The following is a 19,178-nucleotide window of genomic DNA, read 5'->3' as shown; positions in this document are numbered from 1 at the left end:
AAAGTGTTGATTACCCTTTTATGACACCTCTAGAGATAACTATTTTTTGAATTTCGGAGGTGCCTTCGTATATTTGAGTAATTTTTGCATCACGCATTAAGCGTTCCACATGGTATTCTTTAACAAATCCATTTCCTCCATGAATTTGAACAGCTTCTACAGTTTGCTCCATAGCAACTTTAGAGGCGTATAGCTTTGCCATTGCCGACGACATGTCGTAATTATTGCCGTTATCTTTGTCCCATGCAGCTTTCATAACAAGCATTCTAGCTGCTTCAATTTCGGTGTACATGTCTGCTAATTTAAAGGCAATTGCTTGATGATTGCAAATTTCGGTACCAAAAGCTTTTCGTTCTTTTGAGTATTTTAAAGCCAATTCGTAAGCGCCAGAGGCAATACCTAAAGCTTGAGCAGCAATACCAATTCTACCGCCAGAAAGTGTTTTCATGGCAAATTTAAAACCAAAACCATCTTCGCCAATTCTGTTTTCTTTTGGTACTTTTACATCGTTAAACTGTAATGTATGTGTGTCTGAGCCTCGAATACCTAGTTTATCTTCTTTAGGGCCAATATGAAAACCTTCCATTCCTTTTTCTACAATAAAAGCATTAATTCCTCGGTGCCCTTTTGCTCTATCGGTTTGTGCAATTACCAAATACACATCGGCGCGGCCACCGCTTGTTATCCAGTTTTTGGTTCCGTTAATTAGATAATGATCTCCTTTGTCTATTGCAGTGGTTGCTTGAGAAGTAGCATCTGATCCTGCTTCTGGTTCACTTAGGCAAAAAGCACCAACAAATTGACCAGTAGCTAATTTTGTTAAATATTTTTGCTTTTGATTTTCGTTTCCGTAAGCCTCTAAACCATAACAAACAAGAGAGTTGTTAACGGATACAATTACAGAAGCAGAGGCATCAATTTTAGATAATTCTTCCATAATTAAAACATAAGAAGTTGTATCCATACCGCTACCACCGTACTTGGGGTCTACCATAATTCCCATAAAACCTAAGTCGCCCATTTTTTTTACCAATTCTTGAGGGAACTCTTGTTTATGGTCTCTTTCTATAACTCCTGGTAGTAATTCGTTTTGAGCAAAGTCTCTTGCAGCATCACGAATCATTACATGTTCTTCTGTTAAACTAAAATCCATATGTATATTTTTATTAAATTCTTAAAATTCGTGTTCAAAGATATCGATTTCGTAACATATTATCAATAGACATTTATTATTTTTACAAATATGAATACAAAAACAACTTTTGCTATTGGGGTTATGTCTGGAACCTCTCTTGATGGAGTCGATTTAGTGTATGTTAAATTCACAAAAGATGATGTTTATAATTTTGATATTATACATGCAACCACGATTCCTTACAATAAAGAATGGAAACAGTTATTACAAAATGCACTATTTTCTACTTCCGATGAGTTGGAAAGTTTAGATGTCTTGTACGGAAGTTACTTAGGTAATTTAATTGCTAATTTTATTGCAAATTACAAGATTAATCATATTGATTTTATAGCTTCTCACGGACACACTATTTTGCACGAGCCAGAAAATGGAGTTACCCTTCAGGTTGGCTCTGGAAAAAAAATTGCAGCGATTACCAATAAAAAAGTGGTGTGTGATTTTAGAACCCAAGATGTAAAATTAGGAGGTCAAGGAGCTCCGCTAGTACCTATTGGAGACGAATTATTGTTTTCTGAATATGACTATTGTCTTAATCTAGGTGGGTTTTCTAATGTATCTTTTACAAAAGGTAATTGTAGAATAGCATTTGATATTTGTCCAGTAAATATTGTTTTAAACCATTATGTAAGTAAGTTGGGTTTTGCTTTTGATGAGTCTGGTAAAATAGCTTCCAAAGGTGTTGTAAATACCTTGTTGTTAGAAAAATTGAATGCATTAGATTTTTATAAAAAATTGCCTCCAAAATCACTTGGTTTAGAATGGGTTCAAAAAGAAATTTTTCCTCTTATAGATTCGTTTGAAAAAGATATCGCGAATGTTTTAGCTACTTTTTCTTTGCATGCGGCGATGCAAATAGCAGCCATAATAAAAGGTTCAGATAAAGTTTTAGTAACTGGAGGAGGAGCTTTTAATTCTTTTTTGATGTCTCAAATATCTACTTGTTCTAAAATAACAATAAAGCAACAATCACCAAAAATTATCGACTTTAAAGAAGCCTTGATTTTTGCCTTTTTAGGGTTGTTACGAATTGATAATCAGGTAAATTGTTTAAAATCTGTAACAGGAGCAATAAAAGACCATTCATCTGGCGTTATTTTTTATCCGTAGATTTTAATCTAATAATTTGGCTAATCGCTTTTTTAAATTAAATTTGTTAAACCGTTTGTGGTAATAATTCAAAAAAAAATATCAATAAATATGAATCAGCTTTAGCTTTTTTTAAAAAGAATACCTGGATAAGAATTAAATTGAAAATTAAAGATATTAAGCTGAAAAATTTATTAAAATAAGATGAAAGAATTATTAAAAAGATATGAAGAAAAACAACCAGAAATTGTGTTTCATTGGAAAGATCAAGAAACAGATGCAGAAGGTTGGACGGTTATCAATTCTTTACGAGGTGGTGCTGCTGGAGGTGGTACAAGAATGCGTAAAGGATTAGATATGAATGAGGTACTTTCTTTAGCAAAAACAATGGAGGTAAAGTTTACTGTTTCAGGACCCGCAATTGGTGGTGCTAAATCTGGTATTAATTTCGACCCTAATGATCCTAGAAAAAGGCAAGTTTTAGAACGTTGGTACAAAGCAGTAACTCCATTATTAAAACACTACTATGGTACCGGAGGAGATTTAAATGTAGATGCAGATAAAGATGTAATTCCAATTACAGAAGATTGTGGTGTTTGGCACCCGCAAGAGGGTATTTTTAATGGACATTTTAAGCCTTCAGAAGCTGATAAAATTAACAGAATTGGGCAGTTACGTTTAGGGGTTATCAAAGTAATAGAAAATAAGCATTTCTCTCCTGATGTATCTAGAAAGTATACGGTGGCAGATATGCTAACAGGTTACGGTGTTGCAGAGGCAGTAAAGCACTATTATGATATTTATGGAGGAAACATAAAAGGAAAAAGAGCTATTGTACAAGGTTTTGGAAATGTTGGTTCTGCAGCTGCTTACTATCTCACTCAGTTAGGTGCAAAGGTTGTCGGAATTATTGATAGAGAAGGAGGCCTAATTAACGAAGTTGGTTTTTCTATGGATGAAATGAGACAATTATTTTTATCTAAAGATGGTAATAAATTGGTTTCTAAGCATATGATTCCGTTTGACGAAATTAATGCTAAAATATGGAGCCTACCTGCAGAAATATTCATACCTGCAGCTGCTTCTAGGTTGGTGTCTAAAGAGCAAGTTCAGCAAATGATAGATACCGGATTAGAGGTAATTTCTCCTGGTGCTAATGTACCTTTTGCAGACAAAGAAATTTTCTTTGGGCCAATTATGGAGTATACAGATAATCATTTAAGTCTATTGCCAGACTTTATCTCAAATTGTGGGATAGCAAGAGTTTTTGCTTATTTAATGGAAGCAAAAGTATCATTGCCTATGCAAGATAAAGCTATTTTTGATGATACCTCAAATATCATTAAAAAAGCCTTGCAAAAAACATTTAAAAAGAGTGCATCAAAAACAAAAATATGTTCAACAGCGTTTGAAATAGCGCTCAATCAATTGATTTAATTTAAATATACAATATGGAATCAGCAATTATTATAGTATTTGTAATGGGATATTTGGCCATTACCTTAGAACACAATATTAAGTTAGATAAACTTATACCAGCTTTGGTTATGATGGCAGTTTGTTGGGCTTTAGTAGCATTGGGTGTAGATAATTTTACAAATTGGTTCGACTCTAGTCAGCATTCTTTGGTAGAAGGTTTTACAGGTTTAGTCCATGAGGATAAAATGCACCTTGTAGAAGAAACATTACTTCATCATCTTGGTAAAACTGCAGAAATTCTTGTGTTTCTATTAGGAGCAATGACTATTGTAGAAATTATCGATTATTTTGATGGTTTTTCTACCATAAAAAGCTTCATTCACACCAAAAAGAAAAAAACTATTTTATGGATCTTTTCTGCACTAGCGTTCATTTTATCTGCAATTATTGATAACTTAACTGCTACTATAGTTTTAATATCCATTTTACAGAAAATTGTAAAAAATAGAAACGAAAGAATTTGGTTTGCAGGTTTAATTATTATTGCAGCTAACGCAGGTGGAGCATGGTCTCCTATTGGAGACGTAACTACAACAATGTTGTGGATAGGTAAAAAAGTAACTACTGAAATGTTGTTCTTATATTTATTTATTCCATCTCTACTTTGTATGATAATTCCGAGTTTTATTGCATCTTTTTTACCAGCGTTTAAAGGAGAAATAGATTTTGAAGAAGATGTAGAAGATAAGCCTAAAAGTCCGCATAGCGCAAGAATGTTGTATTTAGGTTTAACTGCCATTGTTTTTGTACCTGTATTTAAAACAGTAACACATTTGCCTCCTTATGTGGGAATGATGCTTTCTTTGGCAGTAGTAGCAACTTTTGCAGAAATTTACAGTCGTTCAAAAATATCGTTAACAGACTATAATTCAACCGAGTCTGATAGAGCTGCACATCACAGTCCGGTTCATGCCTCATTATCTAAAATTGAAATGCCTAGTATTTTATTTTTCTTAGGAATATTAATGGCTGTTGCAGCATTAGAGTCTCTAGGAATATTATTTAACTTTGCATCTACATTACAAGAAAGTGTACCAATGATGGGTACAGAGTTTCAGGTGCCAGGTGCTGTTGGAGTTTCCGATTTGGTTGTTCTGTTATTAGGAGTTGGATCTGCGGTAATAGATAATGTACCTTTGGTAGCAGCAAGTTTGGGAATGTTTTCTCAAGCAGTAGATAATCCTTTATGGCATTTTATTGCTTTTTCTGCAGGTACAGGAGGTTCTATGCTAATTATTGGATCCGCTGCAGGTGTTGTTGCCATGGGAATGGAAAAAATAGATTTCTTTTGGTACTTGAAAAAGATTTCTTGGTTAGCACTTGTTGGCTTTTTAGTAGGTTCTGGAGCGTTTATGGTTATTAGAACACTATTTTAATAATTATGAATATAATAGTATTACATAAGAAATGTCATTTTAACAATAGTTAAAATGACATTTTTATTTCAAATAAAGTATTTTAACAATTTAAACGAATACTTTTCGTTATAAACAAGAAATCTTAAAGCAACTACACATGTTTTTATTCCCTCAAGAAAGTAAAGTTATTACAGAAAAATTGGTATCAGAAGAAAAAACGCTTTCAATTTACAATTTAATTGTAGAGGGCGGTTTGGGAGGTCAAATAATTATAGGACTCCTTTTTATTTTACTAACAGTAGGATTGTATATTTATTTTGAGCGATTTTTAGCGATTAAATCAGCTACAAAAATTGACGAAAATTTTATGAATCAGATTCGCGATTTTGTATCAAACGGAAAACTAGAAGCTGCAGACACACTTTGTAAAAGTAAAAACACTCCAACCTCTCGTTTAATTTCTAAAGGAATCAATAGAATAGGTAAACCTCTAGAAGATATTAATACAGCAATTGAAACTGCAGGTAAACTAGAGGTCTATCAACTAGAAAAGAATGTTAGTGTTTTAGCAACTATAGCAGGTGCTGCACCAATGATTGGCTTTTTAGGTACAGTAATTGGTATGATTGTAGCAATTCATGAAATTGCAAATGCGGGTGGCCAAATAGACATAAAAATGCTATCCGATGGTTTATACACTGCTATGACAACTACTGTGGCTGGTTTAATAGTTGGTATTATAGCGTATATTACTTACAATCATTTGGTAGTTAAAACAAATAAAGTAGTTTATCAAATGGAAGCAAAGTCTGTTGAGTTTTTAGATTTACTAAATGAGCCTGTTTAAAATTATGGCTATTTTTAATAAATATTTTAACCTATAATTAAGTGTATGAATTTAAGAGGAAGAAATAAAGTAGATCCGACTTTTAACATGTCTTCAATGACAGATATTGTATTTCTGTTATTAATTTTTTTTATGCTAACCTCTACTTTGGTAACTGTTAGTGCTATTGATGTATTATTACCTAAGGCTGGTGGTAAAACTGAAAATAATAAATCGGTTGCTGTTTCTATTACCAATAATTCAAAATATTACATTGATAAAACGATGGTAGCTGCAGCTAATTTAGAAAGTGAAATTTTAAAAAGTGTGGGAGCAGACAAAAAAATAACGATAGTAATTAGAGGAGATAAAGATGCGCCATACCGAAACATAATGAAAGTAATAGATATAGCTAATAAGAATAAATTAAAAATGATACTTGCTGTAAAAGGCAATTAATTTTTGATACTATAATCTTTTATGAAAATGTCTTTTTTAACAACAAATCACCAACGAAAATCGGCTATAATAACCACGGCATTAATTGTATTTTTACTGTTCTTGGTCTTTAATTTTGGTTTGTCGTATGTAGACCCTCCAGAAGAGTATGGTGTTGCAATAAATTTTGGGACGACTTCTGAAGGTTATGGAAATCCAGTTGAAAATATCAAAAAAAAGAGCTCCAAAAATAATACAAAAGAAGTAGTACAAAAGGAGTCATTTGATAATGAGAAACCTTTAATTAATGAAAAAATAATTACCAACACTACTAGTAAAGAACTACCTGTTGCTCAAAAAAATGAGCCCAAAGAAATAGAAAAGAAAACAGAAGTTGCTCCTGAAATTCCTTCAAAGTCAAGCACTATTCCGAAGCCTTCAAAAGAAACACAAGATGCACTTAATAGTTTATTAAAAGGAACATCAAATTCCGAGAAATCATTAAGTGAAGGAGTAACAAATAGAGATGGAGTACAAGGCAAGAAAGAAGGAAATTTAAATTCTAACAAGTATTACGGAAATTCAAAATCAGGTACTAAAGGGAACTATAACTTATCAGGAAGAGTAGCTTTATCTACTCCTAAAAGACAGCCCGATTGTCAGGAAGAAGGGACAGTTGTAGTTCAAATAACTGTAGATAGAGAAGGTAAAGTTATAAGAGCAGTACCAGGAGCCAAAGGGACAACAAATACAGCACCATGTTTAGCAAAACCAGCTAAACAGGCTGCTTTAAGTACAAAATGGAACCCAGACAAAAGTGCGCCAAACATTCAAATTGGGACTATCATTTATAAGTTTTCACTTTCAAATTAATCAATTATATTTCTATTTAGTAATGAAGAAATATATTTAAAGAGTTTCTAATTTTTTTATATAAATGACATACAAAGAAACGCTAGATTGGATGTTTTTACAGTTGCCAATGTATCAAAGAGATGGCAATACCGCTTTTAAAAAAGATTTAACCAATATTTTTGCTTTTGTTAAAGTTTTGGGAAACCCTCATCAAAAAATAAAAACTATTCATGTTGGAGGCACCAATGGAAAAGGCTCTACAAGTCATATGTTGGCATCAATTTTACAAGAGGCTGGCTATAAAGTTGGATTATACACATCTCCGCATTTAAAGAACTTTACAGAAAGAATAAGAATTAATGGCGAAGAAATTTCTAAACAAAAGGTAGTAGATTTTATAGCAAGAAATAGGTTGTTTTTAGAAAAGCAACAATTATCTTTTTTTGAAATGACGGTAGGCTTAGCATTCGATCATTTTTCTTCTGAAAACGTAGATATTGCAATTATTGAAGTCGGACTAGGAGGTCGATTAGACTCTACCAATATTTTAATACCAGAGGTAAGTGTTATAACTAATATTGGATTAGATCACACTGATTTTTTAGGAGAAACGTTACCCGAAATAGCACAAGAAAAAGCAGGTATTATTAAACAAAATATTCCTGTAGTAATAGGAGAAAAGCAAACGGAGGTTGTTTCGATATTTAAAAATAAAGCAGTTTTTCAAGAGGCAATTATATCTTTTGCGTCAGACGATGAAAAAGTTTATGCAACTGATTTATTAGGATCATATCAAGTACAAAACGCAAGAACAGCAGTTGCAGCAATACAACAGTTAAAGGGTTTTAGAGTTTTAAAAAATCATATAGAATCAGGATTACTTAATGTTGTTAAAAACACAAATTTAAAGGGAAGGTGGCAAATTTTGCAGAACAATCCAAAAGTAATTTGTGATACGGCACATAATAGAGAGGGTTTAATTATAGTTCTAGAACAGCTAAAAAGGGAATCTTTTAGGAAGCTACATATTGTATTGGGTGTTGTTTCTGATAAAAAATTAGAAACTATCTTGCCATTATTTCCTATTAAAGCTAATTATTACTTTTGTAAACCAAATATTCCTAGAGGTTTATCAGAGGAAGTTTTGGGAGAAAAAGCCATGGAGTATAATTTAAATGGGAAAAAATATAACTCTGTTAGAAAAGCACTTTCTGATGCCTTAAATAATGCAAATCAAGAAGATATAATTTATATAGGAGGAAGTACTTTTGTAGTGGCAGAAATAATTTAAATAAAAGTTTATTTTTTATTTGGTAATGTAAAAATGTGTGTTATATTTGCACCCGCTAAGGGCAATTAGCTCAGTTGGTTCAGAGCACCTCGTTTACACCGAGGGGGTCGGGGGTTCGAATCCCTCATTGCCCACCAAAAATCCTTCACGAAAAGTGAAGGATTTTTTTGTTCCACAACTTTTGGTATTGATCCCCAAAATGGCTTTTGTTTTATCTTCTACTTTTATACTATGTATTATCTTCCAGTCTTTAGCTTTTGAAGTAAACCCTTTGTGATTATAAAGGTGTTGTTTCAATCTTTCATGAACAGTTAAACTGGTATTTCCTACATAAAATTTATGAATTTGTTCAGAGAATAAAATATATACTGAAAACATAGTGTGTCGAAATAAAAAAATCCAGTAACAAACTTACTGGATTCTTAGTCGGGGTGGCAGGATTCGAACCTGCGACCTTCACGCTTCAGCGTGACGCTATATCGTTCAAGAATCTTTTCGCTCCTCTTTTTTTTATTTTTATTTCGAGCAAAATGGCTTTTGTTTTATCTTCTACTTTTATACTATGTATTATCTTCCAGTCTTTAGCTTTTGAAGTAAACCCTTTGTGATTATAAAGGTGTTGTTTCAATCTTTCATGAACAGTTAAACTGGTATGTCTTACATAAAATTTATGAATTTGTTCAGAGAATAAAATATATACTGAAAACATAGTGTGTCGAAATAAAAAAATCCAGTAACAAACTTACTGGATTCTTAGTCGGGGTGGCAGGATTCGAGCCTGCGACCTTCACGCTTCAGCGTGACGCTATATCGTTCAAGAATCTTTTCGCTCCTCTTTTTTTTATTTTTATTTCGAGCAAAATGGCTTTTGTTTTATCTTCTACTTTTATACTATGTATTATCTTCCAGTCTCTAGCTTTAGAAGTAAACCCTTTGTGATTATAAAGGTGTTGTTTCAATCTTTCATGAATAGTTAAACTGGTATGTCCTACATAAAATTTATGAATTTGTTCAGAGAATAAAATATATACTGAAAACATAGTGTGTCGAAATAAAAAAATCCAGTAACAAACTTACTGGATTCTTAGTCGGGGTGGCAGGATTCGAACCTGCGACCTCCTCGTCCCAAACGAGGCGCGATGACCGGGCTACGCTACACCCCGATATAATTGTATAAAATAAGTTATATTTATAATATACTCTTATAATGGTCGGCAAATATACATTCTTTTTTTAAAAATCAACTTCAAAAGCCAATTTATCTTACGTTATTTTTATTACATATTCTTATGTTTTCATTATTAAAACTTATAAACATTGGTTTTTATAATTTCTAAAAAATGATACATTTACACTTCAAATTAAATACAACAAAATGTCTGAAAACATAGAAAAAATTAAATGTTTGATTATTGGTTCTGGTCCTGCAGGTTATACAGCAGCTATTTATGCTGCTAGAGCAGATATGAAGCCAATTATGTACACAGGAATGCAAATGGGTGGGCAGTTAACCACTACAACAGAGGTAGATAATTTTCCAGGATATGCAAATGGAACTGATGGTACTGCAATGATGGAAGATTTAAAAAAGCAAGCGGAGCGTTTTGGGACTGATGTACGCTTTGGAGTAGTAACTAAAGTCGATTTAAGTGATAAAGTAGGAGGAATTCATAAAGTTGTTGTTGATGATAATAAACATATCGAAGCAGAAACTATTATTATTTCTACGGGAGCAACAGCAAAATATTTAGGTTTAGAAAGTGAAAAACGTTTAATGGGTGGAGGTGTTTCGGCATGTGCAACTTGCGACGGATTTTTTTATAAAGGTCAGGATGTAGTTGTCGTAGGCGCAGGAGATACTGCTGCAGAAGAAGCTACTTACTTAGCTAATATTTGTAGAAAAGTAACCATGTTAGTTCGTAAAGATTTTATGAGAGCTTCTAAAGCAATGCAGCATCGTGTGAACAAAACTGAAAATATAGAAGTACTTTACAACACAGAGATAGAGGAGGTACTAGGTGCAAATGTGGTTGAGGGTGTTAGGGCTATTAACAATAAAACGAAAGAAACCCATGATATACCTGTAACCGGTGTATTTATAGCTATTGGACATACACCAAATTCAGATTTGTTTAAGGGAGTTTTAGATATGGATGAAACAGGTTATTTAATTACGAAGGGCAAAACTACTAAAACTAATTTACCAGGTGTTTTTGCTGCTGGAGACATACAAGATAAAGAGTATAGGCAAGCTGTAACAGCAGCAGGTACTGGTTGTATGGCTGCTTTAGATGCAGAAAGATATTTGGGCTCTTTAGAGTAACTTTATATAATTTTAAAAAGAAAGAGGAGCATCTGATATCAGATGCTCCTTTTTTTTGTTTACATTTTAGTAGATTTAAAAGGTATTTTACTTAAAATAACTATGCGCTAACTGTTGCTTTTTTAGATTTGCGATATAAAAACTTGTTAAAAATGTTTCTTCTGCCAAAATTATTCATGGATTTAGCATTTACAAACTTTCCAAAAAGTATTTTGTTAACACCAAAATATTCATAGGTATTTCCGTCGGTAAAAGTAACCTCCAAAAGCATACTTTTGTGATGCCAATCTGCTACTTGAAATTCAGAAATGGTGGTTTTATACGCCTCTAAGTTTGCCTCTTTCGTTTCTGGAGCAATACTCACTAAAAAATGGTATCCATCAATAACTTTTGTGCTAACTTCTTCTGCTTCTAACTTTTTATCTTCATCCTGAAATTTATCTGGGTGCCATTCTTTTACTAAATTTCTGTATTTAGTTTTTAATGTCTTTAATTCAATATTTCCCTCTATTTCAAAAAGTTTTTTATATTCCTTTATACGTTTCATTGTAATGTTTTCGAATTGCGTGCAAAAGTATTGTTATTATATGAATTAAAGCATTAAATTTTATGATAAAAAAAGAGCACCTTCCATCGAAGGTGCTCTTTAGAAAAAAAATCATATTTCATCAATCATTAAAAGCAATACTTATTTTCTGATTTTACTTTTTCTGCAATCTCATTTCTTAAGTCTACAATATCGGGATAGTTTGTATATTTTGTAAACCTCTTTAATCCCATTAGTAACATTCTTTGTTCGTCTCCCTCTGCAAAAGAAATAATACTTTCTTTTCCTTTTTCTTCAATTTTATCTACCGCATGATATAGATATAATTTAGACATTGCTATCTGAGCAGACTGAGATTCTTCTCCGAAACGTTTTGCGTTTTTCTCTGTTCTCAGAATAGCAGACTCTGCCATATAAATTTCTATTAAAATGTCTGCAGCAGCAATTAGTAATTGTTGGTGTTCTTCTAATTCCGTACCATATTTTTGAATAGCTGCCCCTGCAACCATCAAAAATGTTTTCTTTAATTTTGATAAGAGTACTTTTTCTTCAGAAAATAATTCAGAATAATCTGGAGTTTCAAAAGAAGGAATACCCATTAATTCATTTGCAACTTCTGTAGCAGGACCTAATAAGTCTACATGACCTTTCATGGCTTTTTTAACTAACATTCCTACCGAAAGCATTCTATTTATTTCATTAGTTCCCTCGTAAATACGAGCTATTCTTGCATCTCTCCAGGCAGATTCCATAGGAGTTTCTTCCGAAAAGCCCATTCCACCAAAAATTTGGATTCCTTCATCGGCACAATTTTGAACATCTTCAGAAACAGCAACTTTTAAAATTGAGCATTCTATAGCATATTCTTCTACTCCTTTTAATTCTGCTTCTTGATGAGAGTTTCCTGCAGCTACTCTTAAAGCTATTCTGTCTTCGATATCTTTTGCTGCTCTGTACGAAGCAGATTCGCCAACATAGGTATTTGTTGCCATTTCTGCTAATTTTACTTTAATGGCTCCAAAATTTGCAATAGGAGTTTTAAATTGTTTACGTTCTGTAGCATATTGTACAGCATAGTTTACAATTCTTCTTTGAGAATCTAAACAAGCAGCAGCCAATTTAATTCGGCCTACATTTAAAGCATTCATGGCAATTTTAAAACCTTCTCCTCTTCCAGCTAACATGTTTTCTACTGGTACAATAGTGTCATTAAAAAATACTTGCCTTGTAGATGATGCTCTAATACCTAGTTTATGCTCTTCTTCTCCTAGTGTAATTCCATTCGGGTTGTCTTTATCAAATTCAACAATAAAACCAGTAATATTTTTATCATCCTCTATTCGAGCAAAAACAATCATCAAACTACAGAAGCCAGCATTTGAAATCCACATTTTTTGCCCGTTTATTTTGTAGGTTTTACCATCTTCGGAAAGTGTAGCAGTTGTTTTTCCAGAATTAGCGTCAGATCCTGCACCAGGTTCAGTTAAACAGTAAGCTCCAAACCACTCTCCAGTAGCAAGTTTAGGAACATACTTTTCTTTCTGCTCTTGTGTACCATATAATGTTATAGGCATTGTTCCTATACCTGTATGTGCACCAAAAGCGGTGCTAAAAGAACCTGTTCCTGAAGATATGTAGTCGCAGGTAAGCATAGTAGAAATAAAACCCATTCCGAGTCCACCAAATTCTTCTGGAACTGCAACCCCTAAAAAGCCTAACTCACCTGCTTTACGCATTACTTCTTCTGTTAATGCATAATCTTTTGCTTCAAAGCGAGCTTTATGTGGTATAATTTCACGGTCGTTAAACTCTTTAACCGCCTCTTTCATCATTTGTTGTTCTTCGGTAAAGTCTTCTGGGGTAAAAACGTCTTCACATTTTGTTTCTTTTACTAAGAATTGACCGCCTCTTAGTAGTTCTTTTTTACTAGTTTCCATATTTTTTGTTTTTATACATTTTAGAGTAGAAATAGTTTATAAATAGTTTTTTAGACGCTATCTAATTGTTTTATTGAGATTCCTGAGAATATTTCTACGATGTCTTTAAATGTTTTTTAATATTAATTTTCTTTGTTTGTTTAAGAGAGAAATTCAAAAATTCCGGCAGCACCTTGCCCTGTTCCAACGCACATTGTTACCATTCCGTATTTATTGTTCATCCGTTGTTTTCTCATTTCATCAAATAATTGAACTGATAATTTTGCTCCTGTACATCCAAGTGGATGCCCAAGTGCAATAGCACCTCCATTTACATTTATAATTTCTTTATTTAAGTCTAATTCACGAATAACTGCCAATGATTGTGAGGCAAAAGCTTCATTTAACTCTATAAGAGAAATATCTTTTTGTTGAAGTCCGGCTTGTTTTAAAACTTTTGGAATGGCAGCAACAGGTCCGATTCCCATAATTCTTGGTTCAACTCCTGCAGCTGCATAATTTACAACCCTTGCAATAGGTTCTAAATTTAATTCTTTTACCATTTCTTCACTCATTACCATCACAAAAGCTGCACCATCACTCATTTGCGATGAATTTCCTGCAGTAACGCTTCCACCAGCAGCAAATACAGGTCTTAATTTTGCTAGTGCTTCTAAAGAAGTTCCTTTTCTAGGACCTTCATCTTTAGAAACAGTATATTTTCGGGTCTCTTTTTTTCCATCTTCTTTTAAGTATGTTTCAGATACCTCTATTGGTACTATTTGGTCTCGAAACCTATTTTCGGATTGTGCTTTAAGAGCTTTTATGTGAGAGTTTAAAGCAAATTCATCTTGGTCTTCTCTAGAAATTTTAAATTGATTAGCAACTGCTTCTGCAGTATTTCCCATTCCCCAATAATAATCTGCATGTCCGTTTTTTATAGTCTCATAATTTAGTTCTGGTTTAAACCCTGTCATTGGAACAGCACTCATACTTTCTGAGCCACCTGCAATGATACAATTGGCCATACCTGCTTGTATTTTTGCAGCTGCCATGGCAATTGTTTCTAGGCCAGAAGAACAAAATCTATTGACAGTAACACCAGGCACATCCACAGAATTTAAACCAATTAAAGAGATAAAACGTGCCATATTTAGTCCTTGAGAACCTTCTGGCATGGCGTTACCAACTATTACATCATCTATACGTTTTGTATCTAAAGTTGGTAATTCCTTCATCATATGCTGAATGGTTTCTGCACCTAATTCATCGGCTCTTTTAAAGCGAAAAACCCCTTTTGGTGCTTTCGCAACTGCTGTTCTGTATGCTTTTACTATATATGCTGTTTTCATATTTACAAGTTTGTATAATGTTTAAAATGCATTAATGTGCAATTTTTATATAAATCGTTTGATTGTCATTGGCATTGGTATTTTTAAAGTTTCCGTTATCAAGAATTTTAAAGCCATGAGAAGGGTCTTCTAAGTCCCAAAATTCTTTATTGTTTTCGGTTCCCATTTCCGAGCCAATAGTTTCATCAGAATAATTTAGAGGAACTGGTGTATGATCCACATATTCTGTAATTAAAATATTCTTATCATTTCTTTTGATTAGTACTAGTTTAGATATGTAATAGCCATCTCCTTTCCATTGAGAAATTATTTTATAATTATCTTTTAGATTATTTTCTGTAGTTGACGTTTCATTAATCATATAATGACTACCAGTAGCTATTTTCTTTTTTGTACAAGAAAAGTGTATGCTCATAAATAGTATTAAAATGAAAGTGTATGATTTCATAACAATTCAATTAATTTCTTAAAGGTTTCCCTGTTTTTAGCATATGCTGAATTCTTTCTAATGTTTTACGTTCTGTACATAACGATAAAAAAGCTTCTCTTTCTATGTCTAACAAATATTGTTCTGTTACCAATGTTGGTTCAGATAAATCTCCGCCGGCCATTACATAAGCTAGTTTATTCGCTATTTTTTGGTCGTGTTCAGAAATGTATTTAGAATGCTCCATTGCATCAGTACCCACTAGAAACATACCTAATGCTTGTTTTCCAAGTACTTTTACATCTTTTCTTGTAACAGGTTTCGTATAACCACTTTCAGCCATTAATTTTGCATGTGCTTTTGCAGTGGCAATTTGCCTGTCTTTATTTACAACAATAACATCTTTTCCTTTTTGTAATAAACCTAAATCAAAGGCTTCATAGCCAGAAGTGGAAACTTTTGCCATTCCTATGGTAAGGAAGTTTTCTTGTAAAATATTTAATTCAACATCGCCTTTTCTAAAAGAATCTGACGCTCTTAGTGCCATTTCTTTGGAGCCACCACCACCAGGAATTACACCAACACCAAATTCTACAAGTCCCATATAGGTTTCTGCTGCAGCAACTACTTTATCTGCATGTAAAGAAATTTCACACCCACCACCTAATGCCATTCCGTGTGGTGCAGATATGGTTGGAATAGATGAGTATCTCATGCGCATCATAGTATCTTGAAAGTATTTTATGGCATAGTTAAGTTCGTCATATTCTTGTTCTACTGCCATCATAAATATCATACCGATATTTGCGCCAACAGAGAAATTTGCAGCTTGATTTCCTATAATTAAACCCTGAAAATCTTTTTCGGCTAAATCTATCCCTTTATTTATTCCGGCTAAAACATCACCTCCAATGGTATTCATTTTAGATTGGAATTCTACATTTAAAATTCCGTCTCCAAGATCTTCAATTACTACACCAGAATTTTTAAAAACTTCGTTTGATTTTCTAATATTATCGAGAATAATAAATCCATCCTGACCAGGTTTTTTTATTTGAGATTTGCTTGGTATGTTGTAAAAGTATGTAGCTCCTTCTTTTACGCTATAAAAAGTTGAAGTTCCAGAATTTATCATTTCTGTAACCCAGACAGCCGGTTCTTTTCCTTCGGCTTTCATTAGGTTTACTCCATTTTCTACACCGATTGCATCCCAAATTTCAAAGGGTCCGTTTTCCCAGCCAAAACCAGCCTTCATGGCATCATCAATTTTGTAAATTTCGTCCGAAATTTCTGGTATTCTGTTTTGGACATAAGCAAACATTGCAGCAAAGTTTTTTCTGTAAAACTCACCTGCTTTATCTTTACCGTTTACTAATATTTTAAATCTGTCTATGGGTTTATCTATTGTTTTTGTAAGCTCTAAAGTGGCAAATTTTGCCTTTTTAGAAGGACGATACTCTAACGTTTCTAAATCTAATGCTAGTATTTCTTTTTTACCGTTTTTATCTACAGATTTTTTATAAAAACCCTGACCTGTTTTACTACCAAACCAATTGTTTTCCATCATTTTATTGATAAAATTGGGTAGCTTAAAAAGTTCATGAGCTTCATCATTTGGGCAATTTTCATAAATACCATTGGCAACGTGTACCAGGGTATCTAAACCAACAACATCAACAGTTCTAAAAGTAGCAGATTTTGGTCGTCCAATAACTGGGCCCGTTAATTTGTCTACTTCTTCAACTGTTAAGCCTATTTCTTTTACTTGATGAAACAAAGATTGAATACCAAATATACCGATTCTATTTCCAATAAATGCAGGGGTATCTTTAGCTAGCACAGCTGTTTTTCCCAAAAACTTTTCACCATACATCATTAAAAAATCGGTTACTTCTTGCTTACAATTTGGCCCAGGTACAACCTCGAAAAGTTTAAGGTATCTTGGAGGGTTAAAAAAATGTGTAACAGCAAAGTGTTTTTGAAAATCATCACTTCTTCCTTCATTCATAAAATGTATAGGTATACCAGAGGTGTTAGAAGTAATTAGAGTACCTGGTGTTCTGTGCTTTTCTAGCTTTTCAAAAACACTTTTTTTAATATCTAACCGTTCTACAACAACTTCCATAATCCAATCTGCCGTTGCCACTTTTGCTATATCATCTTCTAAGTTACCAGTTGTTATTCTATGAGCAAACTTTTGGCTGTAAATAGGCGATGGCTTCGATTTTAACGAGGCTGATAATGCATCATTCACTAACCTATTTCTTACAATTTTATCTTGCAATGTGAGTCCTTTTGCAATTTCTTTGTCGTTTAATTCTTTGGGTACAATATCTAATAAAAGTACTTCTACACCAATATTAGCAAAATGACAGGCAATTCCGCTTCCCATTATACCAGATCCAATAATTGCTATTTTATTAATTCTTCTAGTCATTATTTTTTAATTTTTTATTAGTTTTCCAACAGTTAAAGAAAATTCTTAGGATGATACTTTGCTGTTGGGGTTTAATCTCTTATAGTGCTTTTTCGGCAACTGTTGTAAAAATTTCTTTATTTGCTATAAGTTTGTTGATTACAGAGGTTACTTTAAAAAAACCTTCTAAATCTTTAGCAGACACTTGCTGTACAATCGTTTCGTTAAATTGAATAACATGTCCTTTAGAAATTGCTCTCATTTCTTTTCCATAAGGAGTTAGTTTTATAATAACACTTCTGCCATCTTCCGGATTTTTTTCTCTAGATATAGCGCCTTTATCTTCCATATTCTTTAAAATTCGGGACAAACTAGTGGGCTCCATGCCCATTAAGGGCCCTAAAGCAGTAGAAGGTGTTCCTTTCTCTTTGTCTATATTTAATAGCACAAAAGCTGTTGCCATAGTGCTATCGTGCTGTGCCGCTTGCTCATTATACATCTTTGCAACCGCTTGCCACGTTGCTCTTAACTGATGATCTATTGTTTTATCTTTATCCATTGCATCAAATATAATAAAATTTATTATGCATGCATAATAAATAGTAAAAAAGTTATGCGTGCATAGTAAATTTTAACATAAAAAATAAGAAATAAGCTTTTGTTTAGTTTGCACTTTAATAATTTGAAAATATGTAGTTTTGTAGTGTTGTCTTCGATAAAAAAAAGAGACTTTATAAAATGAAAAATGTATTAGAAATAAATAACGTTGTAAAAAAATATGGAGATTTTACAGCGTTAAATAACGTCTCTATTCACGTTCCTAAAGGAAGTGTGTATGGGTTGTTAGGCCCCAATGGAGCTGGAAAAACATCTTTAATAAGAATTATCAATCAAATTACGATGCCAGATTCTGGTAGTGTTTTTTTAGATGGCGAAAAGTTGGCACCAAAACACACTGCTTATATTGGGTACTTACCAGAAGAAAGAGGGTTGTACAAATCTATGAAAGTTGGTGAGCAAGCCATGTACTTAGCACAATTAAAAGGTTTGAGTAAAACAGAGGCCAAAAAAAGATTACAATACTGGTTTGAGAAATTTGATATTTCAGCTTGGTGGAACAAGAAAATAGAAGAATTATCTAAAGGAATGGCTCAAAAAGTACAGTTTATTGTTACCGTAATGCATGCTCCTAAATTGTTAATTTTTGATGAGCCTTTTTCTGGTTTCGATCCTATTAATGCACAATTAATTGCAAAAGAAATTTTACAATTAAGAGATGAAGGGGCTACTATTATTTTTTCTACTCATAGAATGGAGTCTGTAGAAGAATTGTGTGATGAAATTGCTCTTATAGATAACTCTAATAAAATTTTAGAAGGAAAATTAGTAGATATTAAAAGAGCTTTTAGAACTCATACTTTTCAAGTAGGATTAAAAACAACTGTTCCTGCTAAAGTACAAGAGGAATTAAAACAACATTTCACTATTTTTCCTGCCAATTTTAACATGTTAAATGAGGGGTTAACGTTAAATGTTCAGCTAAACAAAGAAACGAGTTCTAATGACTTACTTTCTTTTTTATCAGCAAGAGGAGAGGTACAGCATTTTGTTGAAGTAGTACCAAGTGCCAACGATATTTTTATACAAGCAATACATAAAAACAACTAAC

19 protein-coding genes and 2 tRNA genes are annotated in these 19,178 nt (G+C 32.9%); 10 read left to right on the top strand and 11 right to left on the bottom strand.

Annotation, left to right across the window (positions count from 1 at the left end):
- Positions 1-10: 10 nt before the first annotated feature.
- Complete coding sequence (locus tag WHD54_RS03530; protein WP_088323273.1) at positions 11-1,153, bottom strand: acyl-CoA dehydrogenase; 1,143 nt, start codon at positions 1,151-1,153, stop codon at positions 11-13.
- Positions 1,154-1,243: 90 nt separating this feature from the next.
- Between WHD54_RS03530 and WHD54_RS03525 the strand changes: the two genes are divergently transcribed.
- The 8 genes from WHD54_RS03525 to WHD54_RS03490 all read left to right on the top strand — a co-directional run bounded on the left by WHD54_RS03525 (position 1,244) and on the right by WHD54_RS03490 (position 8,665).
- Positions 1,244-2,302: an anhydro-N-acetylmuramic acid kinase gene (locus tag WHD54_RS03525; RefSeq protein WP_088323272.1), complete on the top strand. Its 1,059-nt coding sequence runs from the start codon at positions 1,244-1,246 to the stop codon at positions 2,300-2,302.
- 183 nt (positions 2,303-2,485) lie between these two features.
- Positions 2,486-3,718, top strand: a complete 1,233-nt coding sequence (locus WHD54_RS03520) for a Glu/Leu/Phe/Val dehydrogenase dimerization domain-containing protein (protein ID WP_088323271.1) — start codon at positions 2,486-2,488, stop codon at positions 3,716-3,718.
- 14 nt (positions 3,719-3,732) lie between these two features.
- Entirely contained in the window at positions 3,733-5,136 is a 1,404-nt protein-coding gene (gene nhaD, locus WHD54_RS03515) for a sodium:proton antiporter NhaD (protein ID WP_088323270.1), read from the top strand.
- Between the two features lie 139 nt (positions 5,137-5,275).
- Entirely contained in the window at positions 5,276-5,965 is a 690-nt protein-coding gene (locus WHD54_RS03510) for a MotA/TolQ/ExbB proton channel family protein (protein WP_088323269.1), read from the top strand.
- Positions 5,966-6,010: 45 nt separating this feature from the next.
- Complete coding sequence (locus WHD54_RS03505; protein ID WP_088323268.1) at positions 6,011-6,403, top strand: ExbD/TolR family protein; 393 nt, start codon at positions 6,011-6,013, stop codon at positions 6,401-6,403.
- Positions 6,404-6,430: 27 nt separating this feature from the next.
- Complete coding sequence (locus WHD54_RS03500) at positions 6,431-7,255, top strand: energy transducer TonB (RefSeq protein ID WP_088323267.1); 825 nt, start codon at positions 6,431-6,433, stop codon at positions 7,253-7,255.
- Positions 7,256-7,319: 64 nt separating this feature from the next.
- Positions 7,320-8,528, top strand: a complete 1,209-nt coding sequence (locus WHD54_RS03495; protein ID WP_088323266.1) for a bifunctional folylpolyglutamate synthase/dihydrofolate synthase — start codon at positions 7,320-7,322, stop codon at positions 8,526-8,528.
- Between the two features lie 59 nt (positions 8,529-8,587).
- Positions 8,588-8,665, top strand: a tRNA-Val gene (locus WHD54_RS03490).
- Here the strand turns inward: WHD54_RS03490 and WHD54_RS11855 are convergent.
- From WHD54_RS11855 to WHD54_RS03485, 4 genes are all read right to left on the bottom strand, one after another.
- Complete coding sequence (locus WHD54_RS11855) at positions 8,622-8,906, bottom strand: GIY-YIG nuclease family protein (protein ID WP_088323363.1); 285 nt, start codon at positions 8,904-8,906, stop codon at positions 8,622-8,624. The two genes, WHD54_RS03490 and WHD54_RS11855, sit on opposite strands and share 44 nt — an antisense overlap.
- Positions 8,907-8,991: 85 nt before the next feature.
- Positions 8,992-9,237 carry a GIY-YIG nuclease family protein gene (locus WHD54_RS11850; protein ID WP_088323265.1) on the bottom strand — a complete coding sequence of 82 codons (246 nt, stop codon included), beginning with the start codon at positions 9,235-9,237 and terminating at the stop codon, positions 8,992-8,994.
- 85 nt (positions 9,238-9,322) lie between these two features.
- Complete coding sequence (locus WHD54_RS11845) at positions 9,323-9,568, bottom strand: GIY-YIG nuclease family protein (RefSeq protein WP_088323264.1); 246 nt, start codon at positions 9,566-9,568, stop codon at positions 9,323-9,325.
- A gap of 48 nt (positions 9,569-9,616) precedes the next feature.
- A tRNA-Pro gene (locus tag WHD54_RS03485) sits at positions 9,617-9,691 on the bottom strand.
- A gap of 212 nt (positions 9,692-9,903) precedes the next feature.
- Here WHD54_RS03485 and trxB point away from each other — a divergent pair.
- Positions 9,904-10,851 carry a thioredoxin-disulfide reductase gene (trxB, locus tag WHD54_RS03480; RefSeq protein WP_088323263.1) on the top strand — a complete coding sequence of 316 codons (948 nt, stop codon included), beginning with the start codon at positions 9,904-9,906 and terminating at the stop codon, positions 10,849-10,851.
- 100 nt (positions 10,852-10,951) lie between these two features.
- Here the strand turns inward: trxB and WHD54_RS03475 are convergent, their stop codons facing one another.
- The 6 genes from WHD54_RS03475 to WHD54_RS03450 form a co-directional block, all read right to left on the bottom strand.
- Positions 10,952-11,398, bottom strand: coding sequence for a KTSC domain-containing protein (locus tag WHD54_RS03475; RefSeq protein WP_088323262.1), 447 nt, complete (start codon positions 11,396-11,398; stop codon positions 10,952-10,954).
- A 128-nt stretch (positions 11,399-11,526) separates the two neighbouring features.
- A complete protein-coding gene (locus WHD54_RS03470; protein ID WP_088323261.1) occupies positions 11,527-13,335 on the bottom strand; it encodes an acyl-CoA dehydrogenase family protein in 1,809 nt (602 codons plus the stop codon).
- Positions 13,336-13,475: 140 nt separating this feature from the next.
- Positions 13,476-14,666 (bottom strand): acetyl-CoA C-acyltransferase, encoded by a 1,191-nt coding sequence (locus tag WHD54_RS03465; protein WP_088323260.1) that lies wholly within the window; start codon positions 14,664-14,666, stop codon positions 13,476-13,478.
- 31 nt (positions 14,667-14,697) lie between these two features.
- Entirely contained in the window at positions 14,698-15,081 is a 384-nt protein-coding gene (locus WHD54_RS03460; RefSeq protein WP_088323259.1) for a hypothetical protein, read from the bottom strand.
- Between the two features lie 43 nt (positions 15,082-15,124).
- Positions 15,125-17,530 (bottom strand): 3-hydroxyacyl-CoA dehydrogenase/enoyl-CoA hydratase family protein, encoded by a 2,406-nt coding sequence (locus WHD54_RS03455; protein ID WP_088323258.1) that lies wholly within the window; start codon positions 17,528-17,530, stop codon positions 15,125-15,127.
- A 79-nt stretch (positions 17,531-17,609) separates the two neighbouring features.
- Positions 17,610-18,068 (bottom strand): MarR family winged helix-turn-helix transcriptional regulator, encoded by a 459-nt coding sequence (locus WHD54_RS03450; RefSeq protein WP_088323257.1) that lies wholly within the window; start codon positions 18,066-18,068, stop codon positions 17,610-17,612.
- 179 nt (positions 18,069-18,247) lie between these two features.
- Between WHD54_RS03450 and WHD54_RS03445 the strand changes: the two genes are divergently transcribed.
- The gene (locus WHD54_RS03445) at positions 18,248-19,177 is read left to right on the top strand and encodes an ABC transporter ATP-binding protein (protein WP_088323256.1); all 930 of its coding nucleotides are present in this window, start codon (positions 18,248-18,250) and stop codon (positions 19,175-19,177) included.
- Position 19,178 lies beyond the last annotated feature (1 nt).

The organism is Polaribacter tangerinus, from assembly GCF_038024095.1.
Lineage (GTDB): Bacteria > Bacteroidota > Bacteroidia > Flavobacteriales > Flavobacteriaceae > Polaribacter > Polaribacter tangerinus.
This window is presented reverse-complemented; position numbering and strand designations above follow the sequence as displayed.